The organism is Nocardiopsis sp. KDC1DS13DA1, assembly GCF_055632325.1.
Genome location: NZ_JBVMUY010000033.1, coordinates 1 through 25,457, shown reverse-complemented (window position 1 = coordinate 25,457; position 25,457 = coordinate 1). Strand labels below are relative to the sequence as shown.

The 25,457-nt window shown below is 72.8% G+C and carries 23 protein-coding genes; 12 read left to right on the top strand and 11 right to left on the bottom strand.

Annotation, left to right across the window (positions count from 1 at the left end; genetic code table 11):
- Position 1 precedes the first annotated feature (1 nt).
- Positions 2–622: a LysE family translocator gene (locus tag ACTVAJ_RS21675; RefSeq protein WP_470390053.1), complete on the bottom strand. Its 621-nt coding sequence runs from the start codon at positions 620–622 to the stop codon at positions 2–4.
- A 111-nt stretch (positions 623–733) separates the two neighbouring features.
- On the opposite strand from ACTVAJ_RS21675, the gene ACTVAJ_RS21670 reads away from it, so the two are divergent.
- The 11 genes from ACTVAJ_RS21670 to ACTVAJ_RS21620 all read left to right on the top strand — a co-directional run bounded on the left by ACTVAJ_RS21670 (position 734) and on the right by ACTVAJ_RS21620 (position 9,269).
- Positions 734–1,186: an Lrp/AsnC family transcriptional regulator gene (locus ACTVAJ_RS21670; protein WP_470390052.1), complete on the top strand. Its 453-nt coding sequence runs from the start codon at positions 734–736 to the stop codon at positions 1,184–1,186.
- A gap of 203 nt (positions 1,187–1,389) precedes the next feature.
- Positions 1,390–2,979, top strand: a complete 1,590-nt coding sequence (locus tag ACTVAJ_RS21665) for an FAD-binding oxidoreductase (RefSeq protein ID WP_470390051.1) — start codon at positions 1,390–1,392, stop codon at positions 2,977–2,979.
- Positions 2,980–3,050: 71 nt separating this feature from the next.
- Complete coding sequence (locus tag ACTVAJ_RS21660) at positions 3,051–3,224, top strand: hypothetical protein (protein ID WP_470390050.1); 174 nt, start codon at positions 3,051–3,053, stop codon at positions 3,222–3,224.
- 11 nt (positions 3,225–3,235) lie between these two features.
- Complete coding sequence (locus tag ACTVAJ_RS21655; protein ID WP_470390049.1) at positions 3,236–3,445, top strand: hypothetical protein; 210 nt, start codon at positions 3,236–3,238, stop codon at positions 3,443–3,445.
- Between the two features lie 232 nt (positions 3,446–3,677).
- Positions 3,678–4,529, top strand: coding sequence for an SDR family NAD(P)-dependent oxidoreductase (locus ACTVAJ_RS21650; RefSeq protein WP_470390048.1), 852 nt, complete (start codon positions 3,678–3,680; stop codon positions 4,527–4,529).
- Positions 4,530–4,658: 129 nt separating this feature from the next.
- Positions 4,659–5,525: an LLM class F420-dependent oxidoreductase gene (locus ACTVAJ_RS21645; protein WP_470390047.1), complete on the top strand. Its 867-nt coding sequence runs from the start codon at positions 4,659–4,661 to the stop codon at positions 5,523–5,525.
- A 196-nt stretch (positions 5,526–5,721) separates the two neighbouring features.
- Complete coding sequence (locus tag ACTVAJ_RS21640; RefSeq protein ID WP_470390046.1) at positions 5,722–6,747, top strand: F510_1955 family glycosylhydrolase; 1,026 nt, start codon at positions 5,722–5,724, stop codon at positions 6,745–6,747.
- Positions 6,748–6,833: 86 nt separating this feature from the next.
- Positions 6,834–7,235 (top strand): BlaI/MecI/CopY family transcriptional regulator, encoded by a 402-nt coding sequence (locus ACTVAJ_RS21635; RefSeq protein ID WP_470390045.1) that lies wholly within the window; start codon positions 6,834–6,836, stop codon positions 7,233–7,235.
- Positions 7,232–8,215, top strand: a complete 984-nt coding sequence (locus ACTVAJ_RS21630; RefSeq protein WP_470390044.1) for a M56 family metallopeptidase — start codon at positions 7,232–7,234, stop codon at positions 8,213–8,215. The genes ACTVAJ_RS21635 and ACTVAJ_RS21630 overlap by 4 nt, the downstream gene beginning before the upstream one ends.
- Before the next feature lie 65 nt (positions 8,216–8,280).
- A complete protein-coding gene (locus ACTVAJ_RS21625; protein WP_470390043.1) occupies positions 8,281–8,838 on the top strand; it encodes a DUF2752 domain-containing protein in 558 nt (185 codons plus the stop codon).
- 38 nt (positions 8,839–8,876) lie between these two features.
- Complete coding sequence (locus tag ACTVAJ_RS21620; RefSeq protein WP_470390042.1) at positions 8,877–9,269, top strand: VOC family protein; 393 nt, start codon at positions 8,877–8,879, stop codon at positions 9,267–9,269.
- 105 nt (positions 9,270–9,374) lie between these two features.
- Here the strand turns inward: ACTVAJ_RS21620 and purU are convergent, their stop codons facing one another.
- The 6 genes from purU to ACTVAJ_RS21590 form a co-directional block, all read right to left on the bottom strand.
- Positions 9,375–10,226 carry a formyltetrahydrofolate deformylase gene (gene purU / locus ACTVAJ_RS21615; protein WP_470390041.1) on the bottom strand — a complete coding sequence of 284 codons (852 nt, stop codon included), beginning with the start codon at positions 10,224–10,226 and terminating at the stop codon, positions 9,375–9,377.
- A 61-nt stretch (positions 10,227–10,287) separates the two neighbouring features.
- Positions 10,288–11,661, bottom strand: coding sequence for an L-serine ammonia-lyase (locus ACTVAJ_RS21610; protein WP_470390040.1), 1,374 nt, complete (start codon positions 11,659–11,661; stop codon positions 10,288–10,290).
- Positions 11,658–12,263 carry a sarcosine oxidase subunit gamma gene (locus ACTVAJ_RS21605; protein ID WP_470390039.1) on the bottom strand — a complete coding sequence of 202 codons (606 nt, stop codon included), beginning with the start codon at positions 12,261–12,263 and terminating at the stop codon, positions 11,658–11,660. The genes ACTVAJ_RS21610 and ACTVAJ_RS21605 overlap by 4 nt, the downstream gene beginning before the upstream one ends.
- Positions 12,253–15,123: a 2Fe-2S iron-sulfur cluster-binding protein gene (locus ACTVAJ_RS21600; protein WP_470390038.1), complete on the bottom strand. Its 2,871-nt coding sequence runs from the start codon at positions 15,121–15,123 to the stop codon at positions 12,253–12,255. The genes ACTVAJ_RS21605 and ACTVAJ_RS21600 overlap by 11 nt, the downstream gene beginning before the upstream one ends.
- Complete coding sequence (locus ACTVAJ_RS21595) at positions 15,120–15,419, bottom strand: sarcosine oxidase subunit delta (protein ID WP_470390037.1); 300 nt, start codon at positions 15,417–15,419, stop codon at positions 15,120–15,122. Before ACTVAJ_RS21595 ends, ACTVAJ_RS21600 begins: the two co-directional genes overlap by 4 nt.
- A gap of 17 nt (positions 15,420–15,436) precedes the next feature.
- Positions 15,437–16,684 carry a sarcosine oxidase subunit beta family protein gene (locus ACTVAJ_RS21590; protein WP_470390036.1) on the bottom strand — a complete coding sequence of 416 codons (1,248 nt, stop codon included), beginning with the start codon at positions 16,682–16,684 and terminating at the stop codon, positions 15,437–15,439.
- 77 nt (positions 16,685–16,761) lie between these two features.
- On the opposite strand from ACTVAJ_RS21590, the gene ACTVAJ_RS21585 reads away from it, so the two are divergent.
- Positions 16,762–17,418: a GntR family transcriptional regulator gene (locus ACTVAJ_RS21585; RefSeq protein ID WP_470390035.1), complete on the top strand. Its 657-nt coding sequence runs from the start codon at positions 16,762–16,764 to the stop codon at positions 17,416–17,418.
- Here ACTVAJ_RS21585 and ACTVAJ_RS21580 read toward each other — a convergent pair.
- The 4 genes from ACTVAJ_RS21580 to ACTVAJ_RS21565 form a co-directional block, all read right to left on the bottom strand.
- Positions 17,381–19,792: an FdhF/YdeP family oxidoreductase gene (locus ACTVAJ_RS21580; protein ID WP_470390034.1), complete on the bottom strand. Its 2,412-nt coding sequence runs from the start codon at positions 19,790–19,792 to the stop codon at positions 17,381–17,383. The genes ACTVAJ_RS21585 and ACTVAJ_RS21580 overlap by 38 nt on opposite strands.
- Positions 19,793–19,795: 3 nt before the next feature.
- Positions 19,796–21,541 (bottom strand): BCCT family transporter, encoded by a 1,746-nt coding sequence (locus ACTVAJ_RS21575; protein ID WP_470390033.1) that lies wholly within the window; start codon positions 21,539–21,541, stop codon positions 19,796–19,798.
- On the bottom strand, positions 21,538–22,713 hold the full coding sequence (locus ACTVAJ_RS21570) for an aromatic ring-hydroxylating oxygenase subunit alpha (protein WP_470390032.1): 1,176 nt from the start codon (positions 22,711–22,713) through the stop codon (positions 21,538–21,540). The genes ACTVAJ_RS21575 and ACTVAJ_RS21570 overlap by 4 nt, the downstream gene beginning before the upstream one ends.
- 108 nt (positions 22,714–22,821) lie before the next feature.
- Entirely contained in the window at positions 22,822–25,272 is a 2,451-nt protein-coding gene (locus ACTVAJ_RS21565; RefSeq protein ID WP_470390031.1) for a GcvT family protein, read from the bottom strand.
- Between the last annotated feature and the right edge of the window lie 185 nt (positions 25,273–25,457).

Here is a 25,457-nt window from a genome sequence, read left to right as displayed (position 1 = left end):
GTCAGGGGGCCAGGCGTTCGGCCAGCAGGGCGACACCGATGACGACCATCGCGGCCCCCGACACCCGGGTGACCGCACGCGCCGCGGCGGGCCGGGCGCCCAGCACCGCACGCGCCGTGAGGCCCACGCACAGGTAGACGACCGCGCAGCTGGCCGTGTGCACCAGGCCCAGCATCGCGATCTGGGCACCCACGGGCCAGCCGTCCGCCGGGTCGGTGAACTGCGGCAGCAGTGCCATGAACAGCAGCAGCGCCTTGGGGTTGAGCCCGCTGACGCCGATGCCCCGAACGAGTCCGGCACCCCGTGAGGCCCCGGTGCCGGACTCGGTCGCGCCGCCTGGGACGGCGGGCCGCGCCAGGGTCACGGCTCCGATCCAGACGAGGTAGAGCGCCCCGGTCACGGTCAGGGCGGTGAGCACGGCCGGGGTCCGCGCCACGAGGGTCGCCACCCCGGCCGCGACCACGCCCGTCAGTGCCACGTAGCCCAGCAGGAGACCGCCGACCGCCGGAAGGACCGACCGGTCCCGCAGACCGGCGGTGATGGTGTGGGCCCAGTCCGCCCCCGGGACGAGGATGAGCAGGACGGAGACGGCCCAGAACGCGGTGATGGAACTGGTGGCCACGGCGTTTTCCTCCCCCTCGTGCGGGCTACCTGAGGGAGATTAGCCGTGTTCGGCCCGAAGGTGTTGCCAAAGTTTCGACCACGGACCGAACTGTGTGGAAGGATCTCCTCCATGGATGCTGTGGACCGGAAGATCCTTGCCGAGCTCCAGGAGGACGGCCGTCTGACGGTCACCGAACTGGCCGCGCGCGTGCGCCTGAGCCTGTCCCCCTGCCACCGTCGGCTGCGGGAACTGGAACGCTCGGGAGCCGTCCGCGGCTACCGGGCGATCCTGGACGCCGGCACCGTCGGGCTGACCTTCGAGGCGCTCGTGTTCGTCACCATGCGCCAGGAGGACCGCGACACCGTCGCCGCCTTCGAGGGGGCCCTCGCCGACATCCCGGAGGTGGTGCGCGCCGAGCGCCTCTTCGGCGACCCGGACTACCTCGTACGGGTGGTGAGCCGGGACCTGCCGGCCTTCCAACGGCTCTACGACGACCGGCTCGCCACCCTGCCCGGCGTCCAGAGGCTCAGCTCGACCCTGGTGATGAAACACGTCGTCGAGGAGCGCCCGCTGCCCCTGTGAGGAGCACCGCGAGGAGCCGCACGCGGGACACGGACCACCCCTCGGTCCGGAAAGCGACGACCCGAAATTCGGACGTAGCGTCATCGCGTAATTACGTCTGGTAAAAATAGCAGGCACGTCCCCCTGCGGCGCCCCCGTCGTCCCCTCGGCGTGTGCGGGCCGGATCCCCGGTGGACGCTTCCACACACGAACGAGGTGATCGGGTGAGTTGGGACAGCACGGGCACAGACGGAGCACCCCGGGCCCCGCGGGACGTGGTCAGCGGCTCGGGCCTGCGCGCGCCGCACCGCGTCTGGCACCGGTTGGGACGCTCCCTGGCGGGCGAACTCATCCTGCCCGACCAGAACGAGTACCACACCGCGCGCCGCACCGCGGACCCGCGCTTCGACACCGCCACCCCGCGCGCGGTGGTGCGGTGCGCCCACGAGGCCGACGTCGTCCACGCCGTGGACTTCGCCCGCCGCTGGGGCATCCGCGCCCACGTCCGGTCGGGCGGCCACTGCCCCCTGGGCTCCTCGACCGGCCCCGGCCTGGTCATCGACCTGTCCCCGCTGAGCGCCGCCGTCGTCGACGGCGGCACCGCCTGGTGCGCCGGGGGTACGCTCACCGAGGCGTTCACCGCGGCCCTCGACGCCCGCGGCCGCACCGTGCCCGCCGGCAGGTGCGGATCGGTCGGCGTGGCGGGGCACACCCTGGGCGGAGGCACCGGACCGACCGGACGCAGGCACGGGTTCACCCTCGACAGCCTGACCGGCGCCCGCGTCGTCCTCGGCGGCGGCCAGGTGGTCGACTGCGACGCCGACCACCACCCCGACCTGTTCTGGGCCCTGCGCGGGGCGGGCCACACCGCCTACGGGGTGGTCACCGGGCTGACCTTCCGGACCCGGCCCGCCCGGCCGGTCACCGACTTCCTGCTCGGCTGGCCCGCCGACTGCCGCGCCCGGGTCCTGGCCGCCTGGCAGTCCTGGGGACCGCACGCCCCGGACGAACTCTCCACGACGGCCACGATCCGCGCGGGTGCCCCGGACACCGCTCTGCCCCCGGTGACCGTGGGCGGCTCCTGGCTGGGCGATCCTCCCGGGCTGGAGCACCTGGTGGACGACCTCGTGGCGGCGGTGGGCCGGGCCCCGCAGGTCCGGACGGGCACCACCCGCGCGAACACCGTCCCCGGAGCCCCTGTCCGGGGAGGAGACGACACACACGTCCGCGGCACCGTCCTGCGGCGGCACGAGTTCTTCGAACGTCCGCTCGACGCGACCGCCCTGGAGACGGTCACCACAGCACTGGAGCGGGACCCCCGCGTCGGGGAGCGGCGCCGCCTGACCCTGGAGGCCATGGGCGGGGCCTACGACCGGTCGACGGCGGAGTCGGCGGCGCTCCCGCACCACGGGGCGCTCTTCGGTGTCCTCTCCGAGTTCCGTCCCGCCAGCGGAGGGACCGACACGTGCACGGCGTCCCAGGAGTCCCTGCACAGGGTGCTGCGACCGCTGGCGTCGGGCACCGCGCACCCGAACCACCCCGAGGCGGACCGGGACGACTGGCAGCGGGCCTACCACGGCGACCACCACGCCCGTCTGGAGGAGATCCGCGTCCGCTACGACCCCGACGGCGTCTTCGGCTTCCCGCTCGCCCAGGTCGCGCGGGACCGCGCGGGCCACCTGGAGCACGCCGGGCACGCGGACCGCGTCCCGGAGGCGAGGGTGGGGCCGCGCTTGCGGCGAGACGGGCGGGGGGAACCCGGCGGGGTCCGCGGCGTTCCCGCCGAGCGCGCCCGGACGACGGGCGACCGCTGACCACCGGTCGGCGTGTTCGGCCGCACCGGTCGCGCGCGACGGTGCGCCGCGGCGGTGGCATGCTCGTGACCGTGGACGAGGATGTGCGGGACGAAACGGCGCGGCGGTGGTGGGGGCGTGTCGCGGGCGCCTGGGTGTTCTCCCTCGCCGCGCTGCACTTCTACCGGTCCCTGGGCGGCGGGGTGGGCCTGAGCGTCTCGGCGGGCCCCTGGCCGAGACACGCCCCACGTGGTTCGTGGTGGTAGGTCTGCGGGGTGTGGGACTGCTGTGCCTGGTCGGCGGTGCGCTGGGGTGGCGGCTCGCCGGGCGGCGGCCCCACGGCCCCGTGGAACGGGCGCTCACCGCCAGGTCCCGCATCCGGTCGGACCGGCCGGGGTCCCTGCGCTCCGGCTCGGTGTCGACGAGGGGCAGCGTCGCCGCGACCGTCACGATCCGCGCCCGTGTGCCCTGTCGTACCGCCGTGTGACAACGGTGACGCGCAACCGGTACCACCGAAACCAGAACCCTCGGGATCGTAGGCACAACAGGCCCACGTACGCGTGCGCCCCTCGGCACTAACCTCGGTCTACCGGCGGCGCGCGGCCCCGACGGGTCACCCTCCGGCCACGCTCCGTCGCCCGCGGTCCGGGAGGGCGGGTGCTCCCGCCCACGGGACCGCACCCCGCACCGCGTACGCACCACGAGCCGGAACGGACTCCATGACCACCATCCTCATCACCGGATCGACCGACGGTCTCGGCCGCGCACTGGCCCTGCGCCTGGCCCGGGACCGGGCGCGGCTGCTGCTCCACGGTCGCGACCCCGCCAAGCTCGCCGCCCTGGCCGCGGAGGTCGGGAAGGAGGGCGCGCCGACCCCGGAGACACTGGTCGCCGACTTCTCCGACCTCGCCCAGGTGGCTCGGATGGCCGCCGAGGTGCCCACGCGCACCGACCGCCTCGACGTCCTGGTCAGCAACGCGGGTATCGGGTTCGGCGAACCCGACGGACGGGAGCGCCGGGTCGGTGCCGACGGGTACGAACTGCGCCTGACCGTGAACTACCTGGCCGGCTTCCTGCTCACCCTCGACCTGCTGCCCCTGCTGCGCGCCTCGGCCCCCGCACGCGTGGTCAACGTCTCCTCCCTGGGCCAGGCCCCCGTCGACCTGGACGACCTCATGTTCGAGCGCGACTACGACGGGGTGGACGCCTACCGTCGGAGCAAGCTCGCGCAGATCATGTCGGCCACCGGGTTCTCCGCACGGGTCCCCGCCGAGGAGGTCACCTTCACCAGCCTCCACCCGGCCACCTTCATGCCGACCAAGATCGTCACGTTGCACGGCATCACCCCGGTCGACACTCTGGAGGAGGGCCTGAACGCGACGTACCGCCTGGTCACCGACCCCGCGTTGGCCGGGGTGACCGACCGGTTCTACGACCGTCTGCGTGAGGGCCCCGTCGACGGCCAGGCCTCGGATCCCGCGGTCCGGGCGGAACTGTGGCGCCGCAGCCTGCGTCTGGTGGGACGGGAGGACGTCGGGTTCGGCGCCTCCGCCTCCGACCCGACCGGCTGAGCCGGCACGGGGTCGACAGCCGTCCGGCAGCGGACGGCCGCGGGGCGACGGGAGGATCGGGAGCGGACGGGGCCGACCGCGCGCTCCCCGACGGGGGTCGGGGACCACGCGCAAGAACGGGAGACACGGATGGAACTCGGTCTGCACGTCGCGGACTTCACATGGGCGGGCGGCACCCCCGAACTGGGCCGCACCCTCGCGCGGACCGTCGGCGACGCCGAGGACTCGGGGATCGCCCGGGTCACGGTCATGGACCACTTCTGGCAGATCGGCCACGGTCTGGGGCCACGCGAGGACGCGATGCTGGAGGCCTACACCACTCTGGGCTTCCTCGCCGCCCACACCGCGCGGGTGAAGCTGCACACGCTGGTCACCGGCGCCGTCTACCACGAGCCCGGTGTCCTGGCCAAGCAGGTCACCACGCTGGACGTACTCTCCGGCGGCCGGGCCGGGCTCGGTATCGGCGCGGGGTGGTTCGCGGACGAGGCCCGCGGGCTGGGGCTGCCGTTCCCGCCCACCGGCCAGCGGTTCGACATGCTGGAGGAGACCCTGCGCGTCCTGCTCCGGATGTGGAGCGGCGACGAGCGGCCGTTCGAGGGAGAGCACTACCGGCTCGAACGGCCGCTCAACTCACCCGGCCCGCTCAGCCGACCGCACCCGTACCTGATGATCGGCGGGTCGGGTGAGCGCCGGACCCTGCGCCTGGTCGCCAGGTACGCGGACGCCTGCAACATCTTCGGCGGGCCCGAGGCCGGGCGCAAACTGGACGTGCTCCGGCGGCACTGCGAGGACGTGGGGCGTGACCCCGAGGAGGTCGAGAAGACGTCGATCCTGCCCCTCACCCCGGGCACCACCACCGACGAACTGGTCAGGAGCCTGCTCGACCTGCGCGCGACCGGGTTCACCGCGGTCTACGTGTACGGCCGCGGGTTCGCCGACCCCCGGGAGGCGGTGGACCTGGTCGCCGGCACCCTGCCGGAGGTCGCCGAGGCCTGACCCCGCGCCCGTCCCCCTCACCGGAGGAGTTCCCCCGGTCGCCGTCGGCCTTCTCCGGGGCCGCTCGCGAGCGGCCCCGGAGGGGAGGTAGCGTGTCTCCCGACATTAGACCTAAGCAACTTAGTCACATAGGTCGGAATGTGCGGGGCCGCGCGGCGCACGCCGGTCACCCGCACCCGGACAGACGGGATCACCGATGGCAGACGGCAGGGGGGCGGAGCGGTCCCGAAGGCGCAGGGAGACCGCCGAGCGCCGCCGCGAGGAACAGCAGCGGCAGCGTCGACAGCGCAGGACACGCCGCCTCGTGTTGGCCGGAACCGCCGCCACGGCCGCGGTCGCGGCCGTGGCGGTCATCGGATGGTCGGTCGCCTCCCGCGAGGGCGACGGCGGACACGGCACCGGCTCGGCGGTGGAGGGCTTCACCCACATCCACGGCGTCGCCCTCCCCGCGTGGGCGACCGACGGCCCGTTCGTGGCCACCCACGACGGCCTCGTCGCGTCCACCCCCGACGGCGGGTGGCAGACGGTCAGCGAGGACCCGCACGACTTCATGGGGTTCACCCCGCACCCGGCGGTGGAGGGGCTGATGTTCTCCAGCGGGCACCCGGCACCCGGCAGCGACCTGGTCAACCCGCTCGGCTTCATGGTCAGCGAGGACGGCGGCCGCACCTGGCAGACCCGCGCCCTGGAAGGCGAGGTGGACTTCCACACGATGACCGTCGGCGCCGGGGGCGGCTCCGTCTACGGCTGGTCCATGGGGCTGTACCGCAGCACCGACGAGGGCTTCACCTGGGACGTGGTGGACGCACCGGACCTGGCCGAGGCCGAGGGCGCGACCGCCCTGGCCGCCCACCCCGAGGATCCGGACGAGGTCTGGGCGGGCACCCAGGCCGGGCTGCTGCGCAGCACCGACGGCGGTGGGACCTGGGACCCGGTCCTGGAGGGGGGACCGGTGAGCGCGGTGCACCTGGACCCCTCCGACCCCGCCCGCGTCCTGGCCTACAGCGTCACCGACGGGCTCATGGAGAGCACCGACGCGGGAGCGGAGTGGTCGGAACTCGGCTGGCTGCTGGAGGAGGACGCGGTCGGCCACCTGGCGATCTCCCCCGAGGACCCGGACGAGGTCTGGGCGGGCACCTTCGGAGCGGGCATCCACCGCAGCGGGGACGGCGGCCGGACGTGGGAGGCCCTGGTGGACCGGGGTCGGGCCGCGTCGGGCTGACCGGTGCACGGGGCGTTCGGCGGGTGTGCGCCGGGTACGCTGCGGATGCCCCGGCCAGGGGCGGTGAAGCGGGAGGAGAGGCAGTCGTGCAGCGGTTCGGAGACCTGGAGGCCGCGATCATGGACGCGGTGTGGGGCGCCGGAGGCCCCCTGACCGTGCGCGCGGTCCTGGAACGGCTCGACCGTGATCCGGTACCGGCCTTCACCACCGTGCAGACGGTGATGAACATCCTGCACGGGAAGGGTTGGCTGGACCGCCGGATGGACGGACGCGCCTACCTGTACTGGGCCACGGCCAGCCGCGAGGACTACGTCGCCCGCCTGATGCGTGACGCGCTGGACGAGAGCCCCGACCGGTCGGCGGCCCTGGCCCGGTTCGTCGACGGCATGGACGCGGAGGAGATCTCCGAGCTGTCCGCACGCCTGGCGGCCGCCCGGGCCCGACAGGCGGGACGCCCCTCCGGGCACCCCGAGGGGAGGCACGCGTGAGCGCGGCGCTGCTCCTGGCCGCCCACACGGCCGGAGGCCTCCTTGTGGCCGCGCCGCTCCTGCGCCGCGCCGCCTGGGTGGACCGGGCGCCGCGCCTGGGGCTGCTGGCCTGGCAGGTCCTGACCGTCTCCGTCCTGGTCTCGGCGGTCCTGGCCGGGATCACCCTCGCCCTGCCCGTCGCCCCCGTGTCCGGTGACCTGACCCAGATGCTGCACTCCTGCGCGGCGATGCTCCGCCAGGCCTACGCCACACCGGGCGGCGCGCTCACGACCACCGCCGGGCTCACCGTGTCGGCGGTGGTCGTACTGCGGACCGGGTACGGGATCGGCGCCGAGGGGGTGCGTGCGGCCCTCGACCGCCGCCGCCACCTCACGGCCCTGGCCGTGGTCGGAACCGGGGACGCGCGACTGGGCGCGACCGTGGTCGACCACGACGTGTGCGCCGCCTACTGCCTGCCCGGACGCGGCGGCCGCGTGGTGCTCACCAGCGCGGCGCTGGCCGCCCTGGACGGGCCGGGGCTGGCCGCGGTCCTGGCGCACGAGCGCGAACACCTGCGGGGGCGCCACCACCTGCTGGTCGGGTGGGCGCGCGGGACGGAGCGGGCCTTCCCGTTCGTCCCGGCCTTCGCCGACGCCCGCGCCGAGGTCGCCAGGCTCGCCGAACTGGCCGCCGACGACGCCGCCGCCTCCGCCACGGACCGGCTCACCGTCGCCGGGGCGCTGCTGGCCCTGGCCCGGGGCGACCGGGACGGCGCGGCCGGGCCGGCGGCGTCCGGAGTGCCCGGTGCCGCGCTGGCCGCCAGCGGTTCGGGGAGCGGCCACCGGGTGCGGCGGCTGCTGGCCGAACAGCCTCCGCTGGGGCGCGGCGGACTGATCGTGGCCGCCGTCGCGGTGGGGGCGGCGCTCGCGGTGCCGTTCGCCGCCGCGGCGCTGCCCGGCCTCCTCACGGCGACGGTGGACTGCTGCCTGGTCCACGGCTGACCGCCGGGGCCGGGCCCGGCCCCGGAGCCGACGACACCCGAGACGACACGGACAGGAGCGACGCGATGCCCCGGTGGGCGAAACCGATCACGGTACGGATCGAGGACCGCGACCAGCACCGGTGGATGTTCTGGCTGGCGCTGACGGGGCTCGCCCTCGGCGCGGCGATGGCGGTGTTCGGACTGCCCCCGGTCAGCATCCACGGCCCGCTCCACTTCCTCGGGATCATGGATCCGCTCTGCGGGGGCACCCGGTCGGTGTGGCTGGCGATGACGGGCGACCCGGCCCTGTCGTGGACCTACAACCCGGTCGGGATCCCCCTCGTGGCGGGGGCCGTCCTGACCGTCCTGCGGATCCTGTTCGGGTTCGCGACGGGCCGGTGGATCAACGTGTACATCACCCACACGACGACGCTGTGGGTCGTGGGCGGCGCGCTCTTCGTGCTGCTGGGGCTCCGCCAACAGCTCAACGTCGACCTCCTGCACGACCCGGGCGAGGGGTTCTCGTTCCTCGGCGTGTTCCTGAACGCGCTGCCGGTCCTGGTCGCGGCCGCCTGGATCGCCGTCCAGCGCCACCGGATCACGGCCCGGAGCCGCGCCGGCCGGGCACGGCCGCAGGCGTGACCCCGGCGGCCTCCCCGGTCGGCTGGGAGGATGGGGGCATGGACGTTCTGAGCAGCCGCATCCTGCTGCGCCCCACCGATCTCATCCGGAGCCGCGACTTCTACCGTGACGTACTGGGGCTGGCGGTGCACCGCGAGTTCGGCGATCCCGAGCGGCCCGGAACGGTCTTCTTCCTCGGCAACGGGCTGCTGGAGGTCTCCGGGAACTCCGCGCCCTTCGCGGCGCCGCCGCTGTCCCTCTGGTTGCAGGTGCGTGACGTCCGGGCCGAGTACGCGCGGCTGGCGGAGGCCGGTGCGGAGGGACTGCGCGAGGTGAGGCTGGAGGCCTGGGGACTGTGGGAGGCGTGGATCGCCGACCCCGACGGTGTGCGGATCGTCCTGGTCCAGATCCCGGACGACCATCCCCTGCGACGCGACCGGCGCACGTTCTGAGGCGGCCCCGCGCTGATGCCGCGCGCCCGCCCGGGAGGTCGCCGATGGTCTGGCCGTGCGTCACGACGTCCGTCCTTGGGGTCGGGGCGGGACAGCTCCGGGGAGTCAGCGGAAGACGACGGTGCCGCGGCCGTTGGGCAGCACGCGGTGCTCGCAGTGCCAGCGCACCGCCCGGGACAGTGCTTGCGCCTCGGCGTCGCGGCCCACCGTCGCCAGCGCGCGGGGGCCGTGGGAGTGGTCCACCCGCAGCACCTCCTGCTCGATGATCGGGCCCTCGTCGAGGTCGGCCGTCACGTAGTGCGCGGTCGCCCCGACGTACTTCACGCCGCGCTCGTAGGCCCGGTGGTAGGGCTTGGCGCCCTTGAAACCCGGCAGGAACGAGTGGTGGATGTTGATCACCCGCCCTTCGAGCTTGGCGCACAGGTCGTCGGAGAGCACCTGCATGTACCTGGCGAGCACCACGAGGTCGGCGTCGTACTCGTCGACGAGCTCCAGCAGGCGCGCCTCGGCGGCGGCCTTGGTCTCGGCGGTCACCGGTACGTGGACGAAGTCCAGACCGGCCGCCTCGGCCATCGGCCGCAGGTCGCCGTGGTTGGACACCACCCCGGCGAGTTCCCCGCCGAGGTTGCCCGCACGCCAGCGGAACAGCAGGTCGTTGAGGCAGTGGGCGGTCTTGGACACCATCACCAGGACGCGGGGCGAACGCTCGTCCCACAGCTGGAACTCCATGGCGAACTCCCGCGCCACGGGAACGAACGCGCCGCGCAGGTCGTCGACGTCCGCGTCCGGCTCCGAGCACGAGAACGACGTCCGCAGGAACAGCTGTCCGCGGATGTCGTCGTCGAACTGCTGGTGCTCGATGATGTCGCAGTCCCGGTCGACCAGGAACCCGGTCACCGCGTGGACGATGCCGGTCCGTTCCGGGCAGCGGAGGGTGAGGACGAAGGTGCGCGCCACGATGTGCTCCTCAGCGTGAAGGGGGTGTGGATTCTCGGCGCATCGGCGCCGACGGCGCCGGTCAGCACTCGACGACGTTGAGCGCGAGCCCGCCGCGGGCGGTCTCCTTGTACTTGTCCTTCATGTCGGCTCCGGTCTCCCGCATGGTCCTGATCGCCTTGTCCAGGCTCACGTGGTGCGCTCCGTCGCCGCGCACCGACATCCGCGCCGCGGTGATCGCCTTGACGGCGGCGATCGCGTTGCGCTCGATACAGGGGATCTGCACCAGGCCGCCCACCGGGTCGCAGGTGAGGCCGAGGTTGTGCTCGATGCCGATCTCCGCGGCGTTCTCCACCTGGGCGGCGGTGCCGCCCAGCACCTCGGCCAGACCGGCGGCGGCCATGGAGCAGGCGGAGCCGACCTCGCCCTGGCAGCCGACCTCCGCGCCGGAGATCGAGGCGTTGCGCTTGAAGAGCATGCCGACCGCGCCCGCGGCGAGCAGGAACCGCACGATCCCGTCCTCGTCGGCGCCGGGCACGAAGCGGTCGTAGTAGTGCAGGACCGCCGGGATGATCCCGGCGGCGCCGTTGGTCGGCGCGGTCACGATCCGCCCGCCCGCCGCGTTCTCCTCGTTGACCGCCAGGGCGAACATCGTGACCCACTCCATGGCGCGCAGCGGATCCTCGGACTCGGCCGCGCCCTCCAGCCCCTCCCGCAGTGCGGCGGCGCGCCGGCGGACCCTGAGCCCGCCGGGCAGCACGCCCCGGGTCGTGGAGCCGCGTTCGACGCACTCCCGCATCACGGACCAGATCTCCAGCAGCCCGTCACGGGTGTCGCGCTCCGGTCGGCGGGCCGCCTCGTTGGCCAGCATCAGCGAACTGGGGGACAGCCCGGTGCGGGCGCTGTGGGCCAGCAGTTCTCCGGCGGTGGAGAACGGGTACTCCACGGGGGTCGGGGCCTCGACGGGGACCGTCGCCCCGGCGGTGTCCTCGTCCACGACGAAGCCTCCGCCGACCGAGTAGTACGTCCGCTCCGCGACCGGGGCCCCGGCGCGGTCGAACGCGCGGAACACCATGCCGTTGCTGTGGAAGTCGAGCCGCCTGTTCCGGTGCAGCACGACGTCGTCGTCGACCGAGAAGCCGATCACGCGGCCGCCCGCCAGCTCCAGCTTCCCGGTCGCCGCCACGTCGTCCGCCACGGGCTGGGCGGCGGCGGGGTCGACCGTGTCGGGGGCGTGGCCCGCGAGCCCGAGCACCACGGCCCCGACGCTGCCGTGCCCGTGGCCGGTCGCGCCGAGCGATCCGAACAGTTCCACGCGCACCGACGCCACCCGCGCCAGGAGGCGCTCGTCCCGCAGGGCCCGCGCGAACGTGCCCGCCGCGCGCATCGGACCGACGGTGTGCGAGCTCGACGGTCCGATGCCGACCTTGAACAGGTCGAACACGCTCAGGCTCATGACGCTCCCGCCAGATACTCGACGCAGGCGTCACTCAGCCACGCGGCCAGGTACCCGGCGAACGAGGACCGCACCAGCACCGTGAACGCGCCGGCCTCGGCGTCGGCGACCTGGAGGACGACCCCGGCCCTGGCCAGCAGCGTCTGCACGCAGGTGCCGGTCGGCGCCGCCGAGGGGTGCAGGTCGAGGGCGCAGCCGTGGGCGAGGACGTCCCGCACGTGCGGTCCCGACAACGCGACCGTCGTGCGCTGGGCCGAGGTGTCCACGACCGCTCCCCGCGCGGACCCGAGGGCGGCGCGCAGCACGTCCTCGACCCGAGCCCGCGGCTCCGGCCGGGCCACCACGAGGAACTCGTCCGGCCCCAGCCACAGCACCTCCACCTCGCCGAAGGGGCCGTCGCCCCGGGTGAACGTGCACGGGTCGGCCGGGAACGCGACGCCCAGCGCCGCGCCCAGCGCGGCGACGGCGCCCGGGTCCGGTGCCCGCACCGTGAGCTGGGTCAGGAACGGCCGCTCCACCGCGGTCAGCACGGGTGCGAGGTCGGCGAGGCGGTCCGTCCAGGCGGCCAGCGGGCTGGTCCGGGAGCTGGTGTCAGCCGTCACGGCGGGCTCCTTCCCTGTCGTAGAGCACGGACTCGGTCACGGTGACCGGCACGAGGTCGTCCCCGACGGGGACGTAGAGCGTCTCCCCCACCCGTTCGCGGCCGGAGCGCACGACCGCGAGCGCGAACGTCCGGTCCAGTGCGGCGCTGCGGTAGCTGGAGGTGACGTGGCCGAGCATCGGGACCGGGGGGTCGGGCAGGCGGTCGGTGCCCACGACCTGCGCGCCCTCCGGCAGCCGGATCTCCGGGTCGACCGGCAGCAGTCCGACGAGCTGCTTGCGGTCCGGACGGTTGTTCTCCGCCCTGGCGAAGGACCGTTTGCCGACGAAGTCGGCCTTCTTCCTCGACACCGCCCACGACATCCCCAGGTCCTGGGGGGTGACCGTGGCGTCGGTCTCCTGGCCGACGATCGGGTAGCCCTTCTCGGCGCGCAGCACGTGCATGGTCTCGGTGCCGTACGGCGTGATCCCGTACCGCTCGCCCGCCGCCATGAGCGCCTCCCAGACGGCGGGGCCGTGCCAGGCGGTCACGTTGACCTCGTAGGCCAGCTCGCCGGAGAAGCTGATCCGGCAGACCCGCGCGGGGACGCCCGCTCCGACGTCGAGCACGGTGTCCCGCCACTCCATGAACCCGAAGGCCTCGTTGCCCACGTCCAGGTCGGGGGCGAGTTCGGCGAGTACGTCCCGCGACCGCGGCCCCACCAGCGGGATCGTGGCCCAGTGTTCGGTGACCGAGGTGGCGTACACGTCCAGGTGCGGCCACTCGGTCTGGAGCCACTCCTCCATCCAGTCCAGGACCATCGCGGCGTTGCCGGTCGTCGTGGTCACCAGGAACCGGTCCCGCGCCAGCCGGATGACGGTTCCGTCGTCGATGACCATGCCGTCGACGCCGCACATCACCCCGTAGCGGATCCTGCCGACCTTCAGGCTGCTCATCTTGTTCGTGTAGAGCATGTCGAGGAACCAGCCGACGTCCCGCCCCTGGAGGTCGATCTTGCCCAGGGTCGAGCCGTCCATGAGGGCGACGCCCCCGCGTGCCGCGCGGCACTCCCGCAGGACGGCGGTGTCCATGTCCTCGCCCGGCAGGGGGAAGTACCAGGGCCGCTTCCACTGGCCCACGTCCTCGAACGGTGCTCCCCGCGCGACGTGCCAGGGATGGATCGGGCTCACGCGCACCGGGTCGTGCAGCTCCCCCCGGTCCCGTCCGGCCAGCGCGGCGAAGGACACCGGGGTGTACGGCGGCCGGAACGTGGTGGGCCGCTGCTCGGAGAGCTCGACCCCCAGCTCCTCGGCGACCAGCCCCGCGGTGATCATCCCGGACGTCTTGCCCTGGTCGTGGGCGGTGCCGATGGTCGTGTACCGCTTGACGTGCTCCAGCGAGCGCAGCCCCGCCCCGGTGGCGCGCAGCACGTCGGACACCGTGGCGTCGCGCTGGAGGTCGACGAAGCGGGTGTCCGGGGCGCCCTTGCGGGGCTCGCCCGGGACACGCCACATCACCATGCCGGGCCGCTCGTCGGTCCGCTCGCCCGACACCGGAAGCTCGACCTCGTCCACCGGAGTGAACCCCGCCGCGAGCGCGGCCGCGTGTCCGGCGGCGCGGCCCTGCCGAAGGCACGAGGCGAGGTCCGGCGCACCCGTCGCCGACCCCGCGACCGAGACCGTGGCCAGCTCCTCGCCGGGCACGAAGGCGCCGAGCCCGGAGTCGTAGCGGAGGGTGCCGCGCGCCTGGCTGAACAGGTGCACGACGGGGTTCCAGCCGCCGGAGACCAACAGGGTGTCGCAGTCGACGGTCTCGGGGGTCCCGTCGGTGCCGGGCAGCGGGGCGATGCGGGCGTCGGTGATCCGGGGCCCGCCCCCGGTGCCGGTGACGACGTGACCGGAGCGCACCTCGATCCCGCGGGCGGAGCACCGCGCGGCCAGGACGCCGGGCGCGGCGGGTCTGGCGTCGACGACCATCGCCACGTCCACCCCGGCCCTGGCGAGGTCGACCGCCGCGCGGTAGGCGCTGTCGTCGGTGGTGAAGACGACCGCCCGCGTGCCGGGCAGGACGCCGTAGCGGTGGAGGAAGGTGCGCGCCGAACCGGCGAGCATGATCCCGGGCCGGTCGTTGTCGGCGAAGACGACGGGGCGCTCGTGGGCGCCGGTGGCGAGCACGGTCCGCCCGGCCCTGATCCGCCAGACGCGCTGGCGGGCCTTGTCGGCGGGCGCGTCGAAGCCGAGGTGGTCGGTGCGGCGCTGGAGGGCGAGGACGAACCCGTCCTGGTAGAGGCCGAACGCCGTGGTGCGGTCGAGGACCAGCACGCCGGGGGTGGCCCGCAGCTCCGCCGCGATGTCGGCGGCCCACTCCTGCGACAGCCGCTCGCCGAGGTACTCCCTGGTGCCGAGCAGCGCACCCCCGGCCCGGTTCTGCTCGTCGACCACGACGACCCGGGCACCGCCGCGGGCCGCGGTGAGCGCGGCCGCCAGGCCCGCGGGGCCCGCGCCGACGACCAGGACGTCGCAGTGCACGTGCTTGGCGTCGTAGCGGGCGGGGTCGGGCTCGGCGGCCAGCCTGCCCTGTCCGGGCAGGCCGTGCGCCACGAGTCCGTCGTACAGCTCGACGGTGGTCGCGGTCAGCATCGGCTCCGGGAACGGCCGCTCGATCTGCACCAGCGACGTCGGGTCCTGCGAACCCGCCGCCACGATGCCGCGCGGCCTCCCGTACCTGACGCTGGTGCCGATCGCGTGCACGCCGTTGGCCAGCAGCGCGGAGGCCAGGGTGTCCCCGGGGTGCCCAGTCATCGACCGGCCGTCGAAGGTGAACCGCAGGGTGGTGTCCCTGTCGATGAGGCCGCCGGTGGGCAGGCGGAAGGTCGCGCTCACGAGACCACCCCGTCCCTTTCGCCGATCTCGGGCGTCGGCTCGCCGACGCGGTAGACGGCCAGCAGGTCGTGGGTCCTGGTGTCGCGGACGGCGTTGAACCACCGGCGGCAGCCCGCGCTGTGGCTCCAGCGCTCGGCGAACGGGCCGCTCGGGTTGTCGCGGAAGAACACGTACCGCGCCCACGCCTGGTCGGTCAGCGCGGCAGGGTCCCGCGGATAGGCCACGTGCGCCTGGCCGCCGTAGTGGAACTCGGTTTCCTCGCGCGGCCCGCACCACGGGCAGGGGATGAGTTGCATGCCTGGCTCCTTGTTCCTCAGTGCGCGACGGCGGCGGCGCCGTGCTCGTCGACGAGGGCGCCGGTGGTGAACCGTTCGAGGGTGAACGGCTCGTTGAACGCGTGCGGTTTGTCGTGGGCGATGGTGTGCGCGAAGCAGTCGCCGACGCCGGGGGTGGCCTTGAACCCGCCGGTGCCCCAGCCGCAGTTGAGGTAGAGGCCCCCGACCGGGGTGAGGCCGACGATCGGGGAGGCGTCCGGGCTCACGTCGACGATGCCCGCCCAGGTCCGCAGCAGGTGCGCCCGGGCGAAGACCGGGAACAGCTCCAGCGCGGCGGACATCTGCCGTTCGATGATGTGGAACGACCCCCGCTGGCCGTAGCCGTTGTAGCTGTCGATTCCGGCGCCCATCACCAGTTCGCCCTTGTGCGCCTGGGACACGTAGACGTGCACCGCGTTGGACATCACCACGGTGGGGTGCACGGGTTCGAGCAGTTCCGAGACCAGCGCCTGGAGGGGGTGCGAGGCGAGCGGGAGCCGGATGCCGGCCATCGCCGCGAGGACCGAGCTGTGGCCCGCCGCGCAGAGTCCGACGCGGCCCGCGGCGATGCGGCCGCGGGTGGTCTCCACCGCGGTGACCCGGCCGCCGACCGTCTCGATCCCGGTGACCTCGCAGTTCTGGATGAGGTCGACGCCCATCTCGTGCGCGGCGCGCGCGTAGCCCCAGGCCACGTAGTCGTGTTTGGCGATCCCGGCGCGCGGCTGGTAGGTCGCCCCCATGACGGGGTAGCGCACGTCCTGCGAGATGTTGACGATCGGGCAGACCTCCTTGACGCCCTGCGGGTCGAGCCACTCGGCGTCGACGCCGTTGAGCCGGTTGGCGTTGACCCGCCGCACGCTGTCGCGCACGTCCTGGAGGCTGTGCGCGAGGTTGAGCACGCCGCGCTGGTCGAACAGGATCGGGTAGCCCAGGTCCTCCTCCAGGCCCTCCCAGAGCTTCAGGGAGTGCTCGTAGATGCCCGAGCTCTCGTCCCACAGGTAGTTGGAGCGGATGATCGTGGTGTTGCGGGCCATGTTGCCGCCCGCCAGCCAGCCCTTCTCCAGCACCGCCACGTTCGTGATGCCGTGCACCTTGGCGAGGTAGTACGCGGTGGCCAGGCCGTGGCCGCCGCCGCCGACGATCACGACGTCGTAGAAGGCCCTGGGGCCCAGGTCGTCCCAGAGGAAGTCGGGGTGGTCGGGCAGGTGCGCGCCGGGCGGCTGGGCGGGGGACGCGGGGTCGGTCATCGCGGTGCCTCCAGCGGACGTGGGGACGCTGTCTGATCAACTACTGATATATCAATCTTCGTAGTACTGTAGGTCACATGGGAACTCAGGTCAACAACCAATCGCCGGGAGCCTCACTCGCCGAACAGGCCTACGTCGCGATCCGCGACCGTCTGGTGATGCTGGAGATCCAGCCGGGCGACCCGATCAACGAGGACCGGCTCAGCACCGAACTCGGCATGGGCCGCACACCGATCCGCGAGGCGTTGAAGCGCCTGGAGCGGGACCGCATGGTCGTCGCCTACCCGCGCCGCGGCACCTTCGCCACCGACGTGCAGATCTCCGACCTGGCGCACATCTCGGAGGTGCGGCGCACCCTGGAACCGCTCGCCGCCTCGGCGGCGGCCGAGCGCGCCACGCCCGCCGACCGCACCGAACTCACCGAGCTGCGGTCCCGCCTGGAGAGCGACCGCGGGGACGACACCGCCGACCTGCTCCGCACCGACGTCGCCGTGCACCGGGCGATCTACCGGTGCGCCTACAACCCCTTCCTCCAGGACACGCTGATCGCCTACGACAGCCTGGCCACCAGGATCTGGTGCGTCTTCATCCCCCGGCTGTCCGGCGTGACCGGCCACGTGGACGAGCACGTCCCGCTGCTGGGCGCCATCATCGACGGCGACGCCGAGCGGGCCGGTGAGCTCGCGCTCAAGCACGTCACCGGGTTCGAGGAGGCCATCCGCGCCCTGATCTGAAGCCGTCTCCTCCCTGGTCCTCCGCTTCGCCGGGGAACACGGTCCGGTCGTCGGCACCGGCGTGGTCCTCCAGCCGCACCACGACCGCCTTCGACACCGGTGTGTTGGACCGGTCCGCCACCGCGCCCAGCGGCACCAGCGCATTCGCCTCGGGGTAGTAGGCGGCGGCGCACCCGAGGGCCGTCGGATAGGACACGATCCGGAACCTGCGGGCGCGGCGCTCCTCGACCCTGCCGTGCGGACCGGGCCACTCCGAGACCAGGTCGACCAGGTCCCCGTCGGCGAAGCCGAGCGCGGCGATGTCGCCGTCGTTGACCAGCACCACGCGGCGCGCGTCCTCGATGCCCCGGTAGCGGTCGGACAGACCGTAGACCGTGGTGTTGTACTGGTCGTGGCTGCGCAGCGTCTGCAGGAGCAGCCTGCCCTCGGGGACCTCGACCGGTTCGGGGACGTTGACCGTGAAGTTCGCCCGCCCGGTCTCCGTGGGGAAGGTGCGGGAGTCGCGGGGCGGATGCGGCATCACGAACCCGTCCGGCTCCCGCACCCGCCGGTTGTAGTCCTCGCAGCCCGGCACCACCCGCGCGATGTGGTCGCGGACGACGTCGTAGTCGCGCTCGAACTCCTCCCACCGCACCGGGTGGTCCGCGCCGAGCAGCCTGCGGGCCAGACGGCTGACGATCGCCACCTCGGACAGCCGGTGCCCGCCCGCGGGGCGGAGCCTGCCCCGGGAGGCGTGCACCACCGACATCGAGTCCTCGACGGTGACGAACTGCTCCCCCGCCCCCTGGACGTCCCGCTCGGTGCGGCCGAGGGTCGGCAGGATCAGGGCGGTCTCCCCCGGAACGACGTGCGAGCGGTTGAGCTTGGTCGACACGTGCACCGTCAGCGCGCAGCCGCGCAGCGCCCGCTCGGTGGCCTCGGTGTCCGGGGTGGCGGCGGCGAAGTTCCCGCCCATCGCGAACAGCGCCCTGACCCGCCCGTCGTGCATCCCGTGCAGCGCCTCGACGGTGTCCATGCCGTGTTCCCGCGGCACCGTGACCCCGAACTCGCGTTCCAGCGCGCCCAGGAACGACTCGGGCATCCTCTCGTGGATGCCCATGGTCCGGTCGCCCTGCACGTTGGAGTGCCCGCGCACCGGGCACACCCCGGCCCCCGGCTTGCCGATCATGCCCCGCAGCAGCATCAGGTTGACGGCCTCCCGGATGGTGGCCACCCCCTGCTTCTGCTGGGTCAGGCCCATCGCCCAGCACACCACGGTGCGCTCGGAGTCCATCAGCATGCGCGCGATCCGCTCGACCTGCCGCCGCTCCAGCCCGGTGGCGCGTTCGGTCGCGGTCCAGTCGACGTGCCGTGCCCGGTCGGCGAAGTCCGCGAAGCCGTGCGTGTGCGCCGCGATGAACGCGCGGTCCAGCACCGTGCCCGGCGCCGCGTCCTCGGCCCGCACCAGCAGCCCGGTCAGGGCGCGCAGCAGCGCGAGGTCGCCGCCGATGCGGATCTGCGCGAACTCGTCCGCCAGCGCGGTGCCCCGGCCCACGATCCCGCCCGGCTTCTGCGGGTTCTCGAACCGCAACAGCCCGGCCTCCGGCAGCGGGTTGACCGCCACGATCCGGCCGCCGCGGCGCTTCACCCTCTCCAGCGACCCCAGCATGCGCGGGTGGTTGGTGCCCGGGTTCTGGCCGAGCACCAGCACCAGGTCCGCGTGTTCCAGGTCGGACAGGGAGACCGAGCCGGTACCGATCCCGATCGTGTCCTTGAGCGCCACCCCCGACGACTCGTGGCACATGTTCGAGCAGTCGGGCAGGTTGTTGGTACCGAAGCACCGCACCATCAGCTGGTACGCGAACGCCGCCTCGTTGCTGGTCCGCCCCGAGGTGTAGAACGCCGCCGCGTCCGGGGAGCCGAGCGAGGCCAGGTTCTGGGCGATGACGTCGAACGCCGCGTCCCAGCCGATCGGCCGGTAGTGGCCGTCGCCGCGGCGCAGGATCATCGGCTGTGTCAGCCGCCCCCGCTGACCGAGCCAGTAGTCGGTGCGCTCGGCCAGTTCGGCGACGGAGTACCGGGCGAAGAAGTCGGGACCGACCCGGCGGGTCGTGGCCTCCTCCGCCACCGCCTTCGCCCCGTTCTCGCAGAACTCGGCGGGCTTGCGCCGGTCACCGTCGGCCGCTCGCGGGTCCGGCCACGCGCAGCCGGGGCAGTCGAACCCCGCCCGCTGGTTGATCAGCGGCAGCGTGCGCACGGTCCGGCCGATCCCCATCTGCTCCCGGCTGCGCTGGAGCGAGACGAGGACACCGGTGAGCCCGGCCGCGGCGTGGCCGGGCTCACCGACGCGCAGCGCGTCCTCGTCGATGTCGTGTTCGCAGGCGCGCTTCGCCATGTGTCAGACCCCGTCCTTGACGGTGTCGGTATCCGCGGAGTACGAGGTCGCCTGGCCGTTGGGCGCGGGCTCCCCGCCGTTCGGCTCGGTCCAGCCCTCCTCGATCAGGCTCTGCGAGACCTGTTCGGTGAACTCGTCGCCCTCAAGGAGGTTCTGCGAGACCTGTTCGGTGAACTCGTCGCCCTCCAGCAGATGCTGGGAGACCTGTTCGGTGAGCTCCTCGCGCTCCAGCTTGCGCTGGACCCGGATCTGGTGACTCCGTTCCTCGCCGAGCTGCTTCCAGGTCGCGACGCACATCACCAGCATGACGACGCTGAACGGCAGGGCGATGAGGATGGCGCCGACCTGGAGGGCGCCGAGGCCACCCGCGAGCAGCAGTGCGACGGCCACCAGCCCCTCGGCGGTCGCCCAGAAGACCCGGCTCCAGACCGGTGTCTCGGGGGTGCCCCCGGAGGCCAGCATGTCGACCACGAGCGAACCGGAGTCCGACGAGGTCACGAAGAACAGCACGATGAGGATCACCCCGCCCGCGACCAGGACGGTTCCCCCCGGCAGCTCACCGAGCAGGGTGAACAGAGCGGCCTCGGTGTCGACGGACCCGTCCGCCGCGACGCCTCCCCCGGGGCCGGACAGTTCGCGGTACAGGGCGCTGCCGCCGAACACGGTGAGCCACAGGAAGGTGACCGCGGTCGGCACCAGCAGGACACCGGTGACGAACTCCCGCACGGTCCGACCGCGCGAGATGCGTGCGATGAACACGCCGACGAACGGCGCCCAGGACATCCACCAACCCCAGTAGAAGGTCGTCCACCAGCCCTGCCACCGGGCGCCGTCCGCACCCTCCAGCGCGGTGGTGTCGAAGCTCAGCCGGAGCAGGTTCTGGAAGTACAGCCCGATGGACTGCACGAACTCCCGGAAGATGAACAGCGTCGGGCCCGTGACCAGGACGATGATCATCAGCGTGGCGGCGAGCCCCATGTTGATCTGGGAGAGCCACTTGACCCCCCGCTTCACGCCGGTGGTCACCGAGAAGACGGCCAGCGCCGTGATCGCGCCGATCAGGATGATGTTCGTCCCGTTGCCCGGGTCGTTGACGACACCGAGGACGTCGAGCCCGGAGGCGATCTGCAGGACGCCGAGGCCGAGCGAGGTGGCCACGCCGAACAGGGTCCCGACGACGGCGATGATGTCGATCAGATCGCCGACCCGGCCCTGCACCCGCTCCTCGCCCAGCACCGGCTCCAGTGCCCAGCGGATCGACACCGGGCGCCCCTTGCGGTGGATCGCGTACGCGACGGCCAGGCCGACGACGACGTAGATCGCCCACGGGTGCAGTCCCCAGTGCAGGAACGTCTGCACCAGCGCCTGCTGGGCGACGTCCTGCTCCGCGCCGCCGACGCCCGGTTTCGGGCTGCTGAAGTGGTTCAGCGGCTCCGCGACACCCCAGAACACCAGCCCGATGCCCATGCCCGCGGCGAACAGCATCGAGAACCACGTGCCGAGCCCGAACTCGGGTTCCTCCTCGTCGGGCCCGAGCCTGATGTCACCGAACCGGCCGAGGCCCACGCGGATCGAGAACACCACGAACGCGCACACGATCAGGATGTAGTACCACCCGAACGTGCCGATCACGGTGTCCTGCACGGCGGTGACCGCCGCGGACACGGCGTCGGTGAGGAACACCGTGACCGCGACGAACGCGGTCACCAGAATCACTGAGGGCCAGAAGACCCTGGGGGCGGTGATCATCGCTGATTGTCACCATCCTCGTTGGGGGAGAGTGCGTTCTGCACCCATTCATGAAACTCGCCGATGTGGTGCTCGGAGGGGACGAGGACACCGCCGTCGGCGTAGGCCCGCGACGACATCGCGGGCTGGCAGCGCTCACAGGCGTCGAAGTCCTGCTGGTTGACCCGGTGGAACAACTCGACGGAGCGCGAGACGTCGCGGCCGGAGGCCACGACGTCCTTGCTGTACAGCCAGTCGCATTCCACGACGGTGCGGTCGGCGGACAGGGGGAACATCCGGTGCAGGATCACGTGGTCGGGGACCAGGTTGACGAAGACCTGCGGCCGGACGGTGATCGCGTAGTACCTGCGGTCCTGGTCGTCGTCCACGCCGGACAACCTGTCGAACCCCTCGCCGCCGTCCACGGTGAACCCGGAGACGTCCTCACCGAAGGCCGCGCCGTGGCCGACGAAGTACTGGGCGGCGTAGCCGTCGGCGAACTCGGGCAGCACCTCGGTGAGCTCGGGGTGGATGGTCGCGCAGTGGTAGCACTCCATGAAGTTCTCGATGATGAGCTTCCAGTTGGCCCTGACGTCGTAGGTGATGCGCCGGCCGAGTTCGAGCTCGTCGATCTCGAAGTTGTCGATGGCCTCCAGCGACCCCAGCCGCTCGACGATGTCCTGCTGTACCGTCTCGGCGAACGGGGGCGGGTCCTGGGCCAGGCACAGCCACGCGTAGCCGAGCCACTCCCGCAGGTGCACCGGCTTGAGGCCGTACTCGGTGCGGTCGATGTCCGGCATCGAGGTCAGGTTGGGGGCGGCGACCAGCTTCCCGTCGAGCCCGTAGGTCCAGGCGTGGTAGGGGCACTGGAAGTTCCGTTTGACGCTGCCCGACTCCTCCACGCAGAGCTTGGCGCCCCGGTGCCGGCAGATGTTGAGGAAGGCGCGCAGCGCGCCGTCGCGGGACCGGGTGACGACCACGCTCTCCCGTCCGATCTGGACGGTGCGGAAGTCACCGGGCTTGCGCAGGTCGGCGCCGCGGACCGCGCAGAACCACATCCGCTCGAAGATCTTCTCCTGCTCCAGGGTGAAGACCCGCGGGTCCGTGTAGGTGTACCCGGGCAGGGTCGGGATCAGGCTCTCGGGCAGCTCGGAGCCGCCGGTGGCCGCGGGGGCCACGAGGTTCTCGGTCACTTCTGTCTCCGTTCCGTGCCGCGCGGTCGCCGACGGGGCGTCCGGGGTCGAGGAGGGGTCAACAACGTTCGGGAACTGTTTCTGCTGGTCGGGAGCTCCGTATGCGGGTCACGACCGGATGCGGGTCATGTCGGGGTCGAAGAGCGGCTCGGCCGCGACCACCGCGGGGACGCGCTCGCCGAAGTACTCGATCTCGACGGGGGTACCGGGCCGGGAGACCTTTGCGGGCAGCCACGCGTAGGCGATGTTCCTGCCGACGGTGTAGCCGCGCGCGGCACTGGTGACGTAGCCGACCGGCGCGCCTTGGGCGTGGACCGGCTCGGAACCCATGACGACCTGGTGGGGGTCGTCGATGGTCAGGCAGGTGAGCCTGCGCGTGACGGTGTCCGCGGATCGGCCCTTCAGGGCGTTCTTCCCGTGGAAGTAGCCCTTGTTCATGCGCACCGCGAAGCCGAGTCCGGCCTCGTAGGGGTCGTGTTCGGTGGTCATGTCCGCGCCCCAGGACCGGTAGCCCTTCTCCAGCCGCATGCTGGTGAAGGCGCTGCGGCCCGCGGCGATGACGCCGTGCTCCCGGCCCGCCTCCCAGAGCGTGTCCCACAGGCGGCGGCCCATGTCGGCGGTGGTGTAGAGCTCCCAGCCCAGTTCGCCGACGTAGGACAGGCGCATCGCGGTCACCGGGACGTCGCCGACGAAGGCCCGCTTCGCCTTGAAGTAGCCCAGCGCCTCGTGTGCGAAGTCCTCCCGGGTCAGCGGTTGGAGGAGCCTGCGCGCGGCGGGCCCCCACAGCCCGATGCAGCAGGTGCCCGCGGTGATGTCGCGGACCTGCACGCGTCCGCCCGGCGGGAGGTGCCTGCGCAGCCAGTCGAGGTCGATCGGGCCGTTGGCGCCCACCTGGAAGCGGTCCTCGGCGAGCCGGGCCACGGTGAGGTCGCTGCGGATCCCGCCGTCCTCGTTGAGCATGAGGGTGTAGACGACCGATCCCACCCTGCGGTCGAGCTGGTTGGTCGTCATCGTCTGGAGGAAGGTCAGCGCCTCGGGGCCGGTGACCTCGATCCGCTTCAGGGGGGTCATGTCGAACATCGCCACCCGCTTGCGCGCCACCAGCGCCTCGGCGCCCGCGATCGGCGACCAGTACCGCGCGGCCCAGTCGCCCCGCTCGGGGATCTCCTCGACCTCGGGCAGGTTCGCGTTGGCCTCGTACCAGTGCGGCCGCTCCCAGCCGCCCCCTTCGAGGAAGACCGCGCCGAGCTCGACCTGCCGCTCGTGGAACGGGCTGGTCCGCAGCGGGCGCGGGCGTTCGGCGGGCTGCATCGGGTGCAGCAGGTCGTAGACCTCGGCGAAGGCCTGGCAGCTGCGCAGGTGGACGTACTCGGGGCCCCGCTCGACCTCCTCGAACCGGTTGAGGTCGCAGCCGTGCAGGTCGACGGTCGGCTGGCCGTCGACCAACCACTCCGCCATCGCCTTGGCCACGCCCGCCGAGTGCGTGATCCAGACCGCCTCGGCCACCCAGAAGCCCCGCAGGTCGGGGTGCTCGCCGAGCAGGGGGTTGCCGTCCGGGGTGAAGGAGAACAGCCCGTTGATCCCCTCGTCAACCTTGGCGTCGGCCAGGCACGGCAGCAGGTCGACGGAGTCGGCCCAGGACTGGTCGAAGTCGTCCGGGGTGAACGGCAGCTCCGAGGGCATGGTCGGCGCGTCACCGGGGTCGAGGATGTCGTCCGCGGAGATCGGCATGGGACGGTGCCCGTAGGCGCCGATACCGAGGCGGTCGACGTGCTCGCGGAAGTAGAGTCCGGCCTCCTGGTGCCGCAGCAGCGGCTTGGACATCTCGCGCAGCTCGTCGTTGACGCCCTTGAGGACCGGCAGGGGCGAGGTCCTGGCGTACTGGTGCGCCATCGGGACCAGCGGGATGTCCAGGTCGACCATGCGGCCGATCCGCGGGCCCCACATGCCGACGCAGGAGACGACGATGTCGGCGGCGAAGGTGTCGTGCTCGGTGACGACGGCGCGGACCCGCCCGCCGTGGCGTTCGACGCCGGTGACCTTGTGGTGGGCGAGGAAGCGCGCGCCGCGGTCCACCGCCCGCCGGGCCTGGGCCTCGGCCGCGCGCAGCGGCTTGGCCAGGCCGTCGCCGGGGACGTGGAAGCCGCCGAGGACCTTGGCGGGGTCGAGCAGCGGGTGCAGCTCGGCGCACTCGCCGGGGTCGCGCAGGTAGCTCTCCACCCCCCACGACGTCGCCCAGCCGTGCCTGCGCTTGAGGTCGGCCCAGCGCTCCGGGGTGGTGGCCACCTCCAGGCCGCCGAGCTGTTGGAAGCACCACTTGTCGTCGAGCGTCAGCGCCGTGTACTTCTCGACGGTGTACGCGGCGAGCTGCGTCATGGTCCTGCACCCGACGGTCTGGTACACCAGTCCGGGCGCGTGGGAGCTGGAGCCGCCGGTGGCGAACAGCGGTCCCTGTTCGAGCACGGTGACGTCGGTCCACCCGCGTGCGGTCAGCTCGTCGGCCAGGGCGCAGCCGACGATGCCCGCTCCGATGAGCACGACGCGTGGTTGGGTCGGCATGGGGGGTCCTCCTGATCGTGTGGTCGGAGCGCGTCAGGATCCGCGCTGGATCCGGTCGTCCAGGTGCGGTGCGTGCGCACCGGTGGTCGTGGGGCCGTGTCCGGTGCGGACGACGGTGTCGTGACCCGTCACAGGTGGGGGTAGAGCGGGTGCTGGTCGGCCAGGGCCCGCACCCGGCCCCGCAG

Bases quoted from the DNA above. Each gene is read 5' to 3' on its own strand.
- ACTVAJ_RS21640 (WP_470390046.1), top strand. From the start codon at position 5,722: ATGGCAGACGGCAGGGGGGCGGAGCGGTCCCGAAGGCGCAGGGAGACC.
- ACTVAJ_RS21565 (WP_470390031.1), bottom strand. From the start codon at position 25,272: ATGCCGACCCAACCACGCGTCGTGCTCATCGGAGCGGGCATCGTCGGC.
- ACTVAJ_RS21650 (WP_470390048.1), top strand. From the start codon at position 3,678: ATGACCACCATCCTCATCACCGGATCGACCGACGGTCTCGGCCGCGCA.
- ACTVAJ_RS21625 (WP_470390043.1), top strand. From the start codon at position 8,281: ATGCCCCGGTGGGCGAAACCGATCACGGTACGGATCGAGGACCGCGAC.
- ACTVAJ_RS21575 (WP_470390033.1), bottom strand. From the start codon at position 21,541: ATGATCACCGCCCCCAGGGTCTTCTGGCCCTCAGTGATTCTGGTGACC.
- ACTVAJ_RS21620 (WP_470390042.1), top strand. From the start codon at position 8,877: ATGGACGTTCTGAGCAGCCGCATCCTGCTGCGCCCCACCGATCTCATC.
- ACTVAJ_RS21670 (WP_470390052.1), top strand. From the start codon at position 734: ATGGATGCTGTGGACCGGAAGATCCTTGCCGAGCTCCAGGAGGACGGC.
- ACTVAJ_RS21580 (WP_470390034.1), bottom strand. From the start codon at position 19,792: ATGGCGAAGCGCGCCTGCGAACACGACATCGACGAGGACGCGCTGCGC.
- ACTVAJ_RS21585 (WP_470390035.1), top strand. From the start codon at position 16,762: ATGGGAACTCAGGTCAACAACCAATCGCCGGGAGCCTCACTCGCCGAA.
- ACTVAJ_RS21610 (WP_470390040.1), bottom strand. From the start codon at position 11,661: ATGAGCCTGAGCGTGTTCGACCTGTTCAAGGTCGGCATCGGACCGTCG.
- ACTVAJ_RS21595 (WP_470390037.1), bottom strand. From the start codon at position 15,419: ATGCAACTCATCCCCTGCCCGTGGTGCGGGCCGCGCGAGGAAACCGAG.
- ACTVAJ_RS21645 (WP_470390047.1), top strand. From the start codon at position 4,659: ATGGAACTCGGTCTGCACGTCGCGGACTTCACATGGGCGGGCGGCACC.
- ACTVAJ_RS21590 (WP_470390036.1), bottom strand. From the start codon at position 16,684: ATGACCGACCCCGCGTCCCCCGCCCAGCCGCCCGGCGCGCACCTGCCC.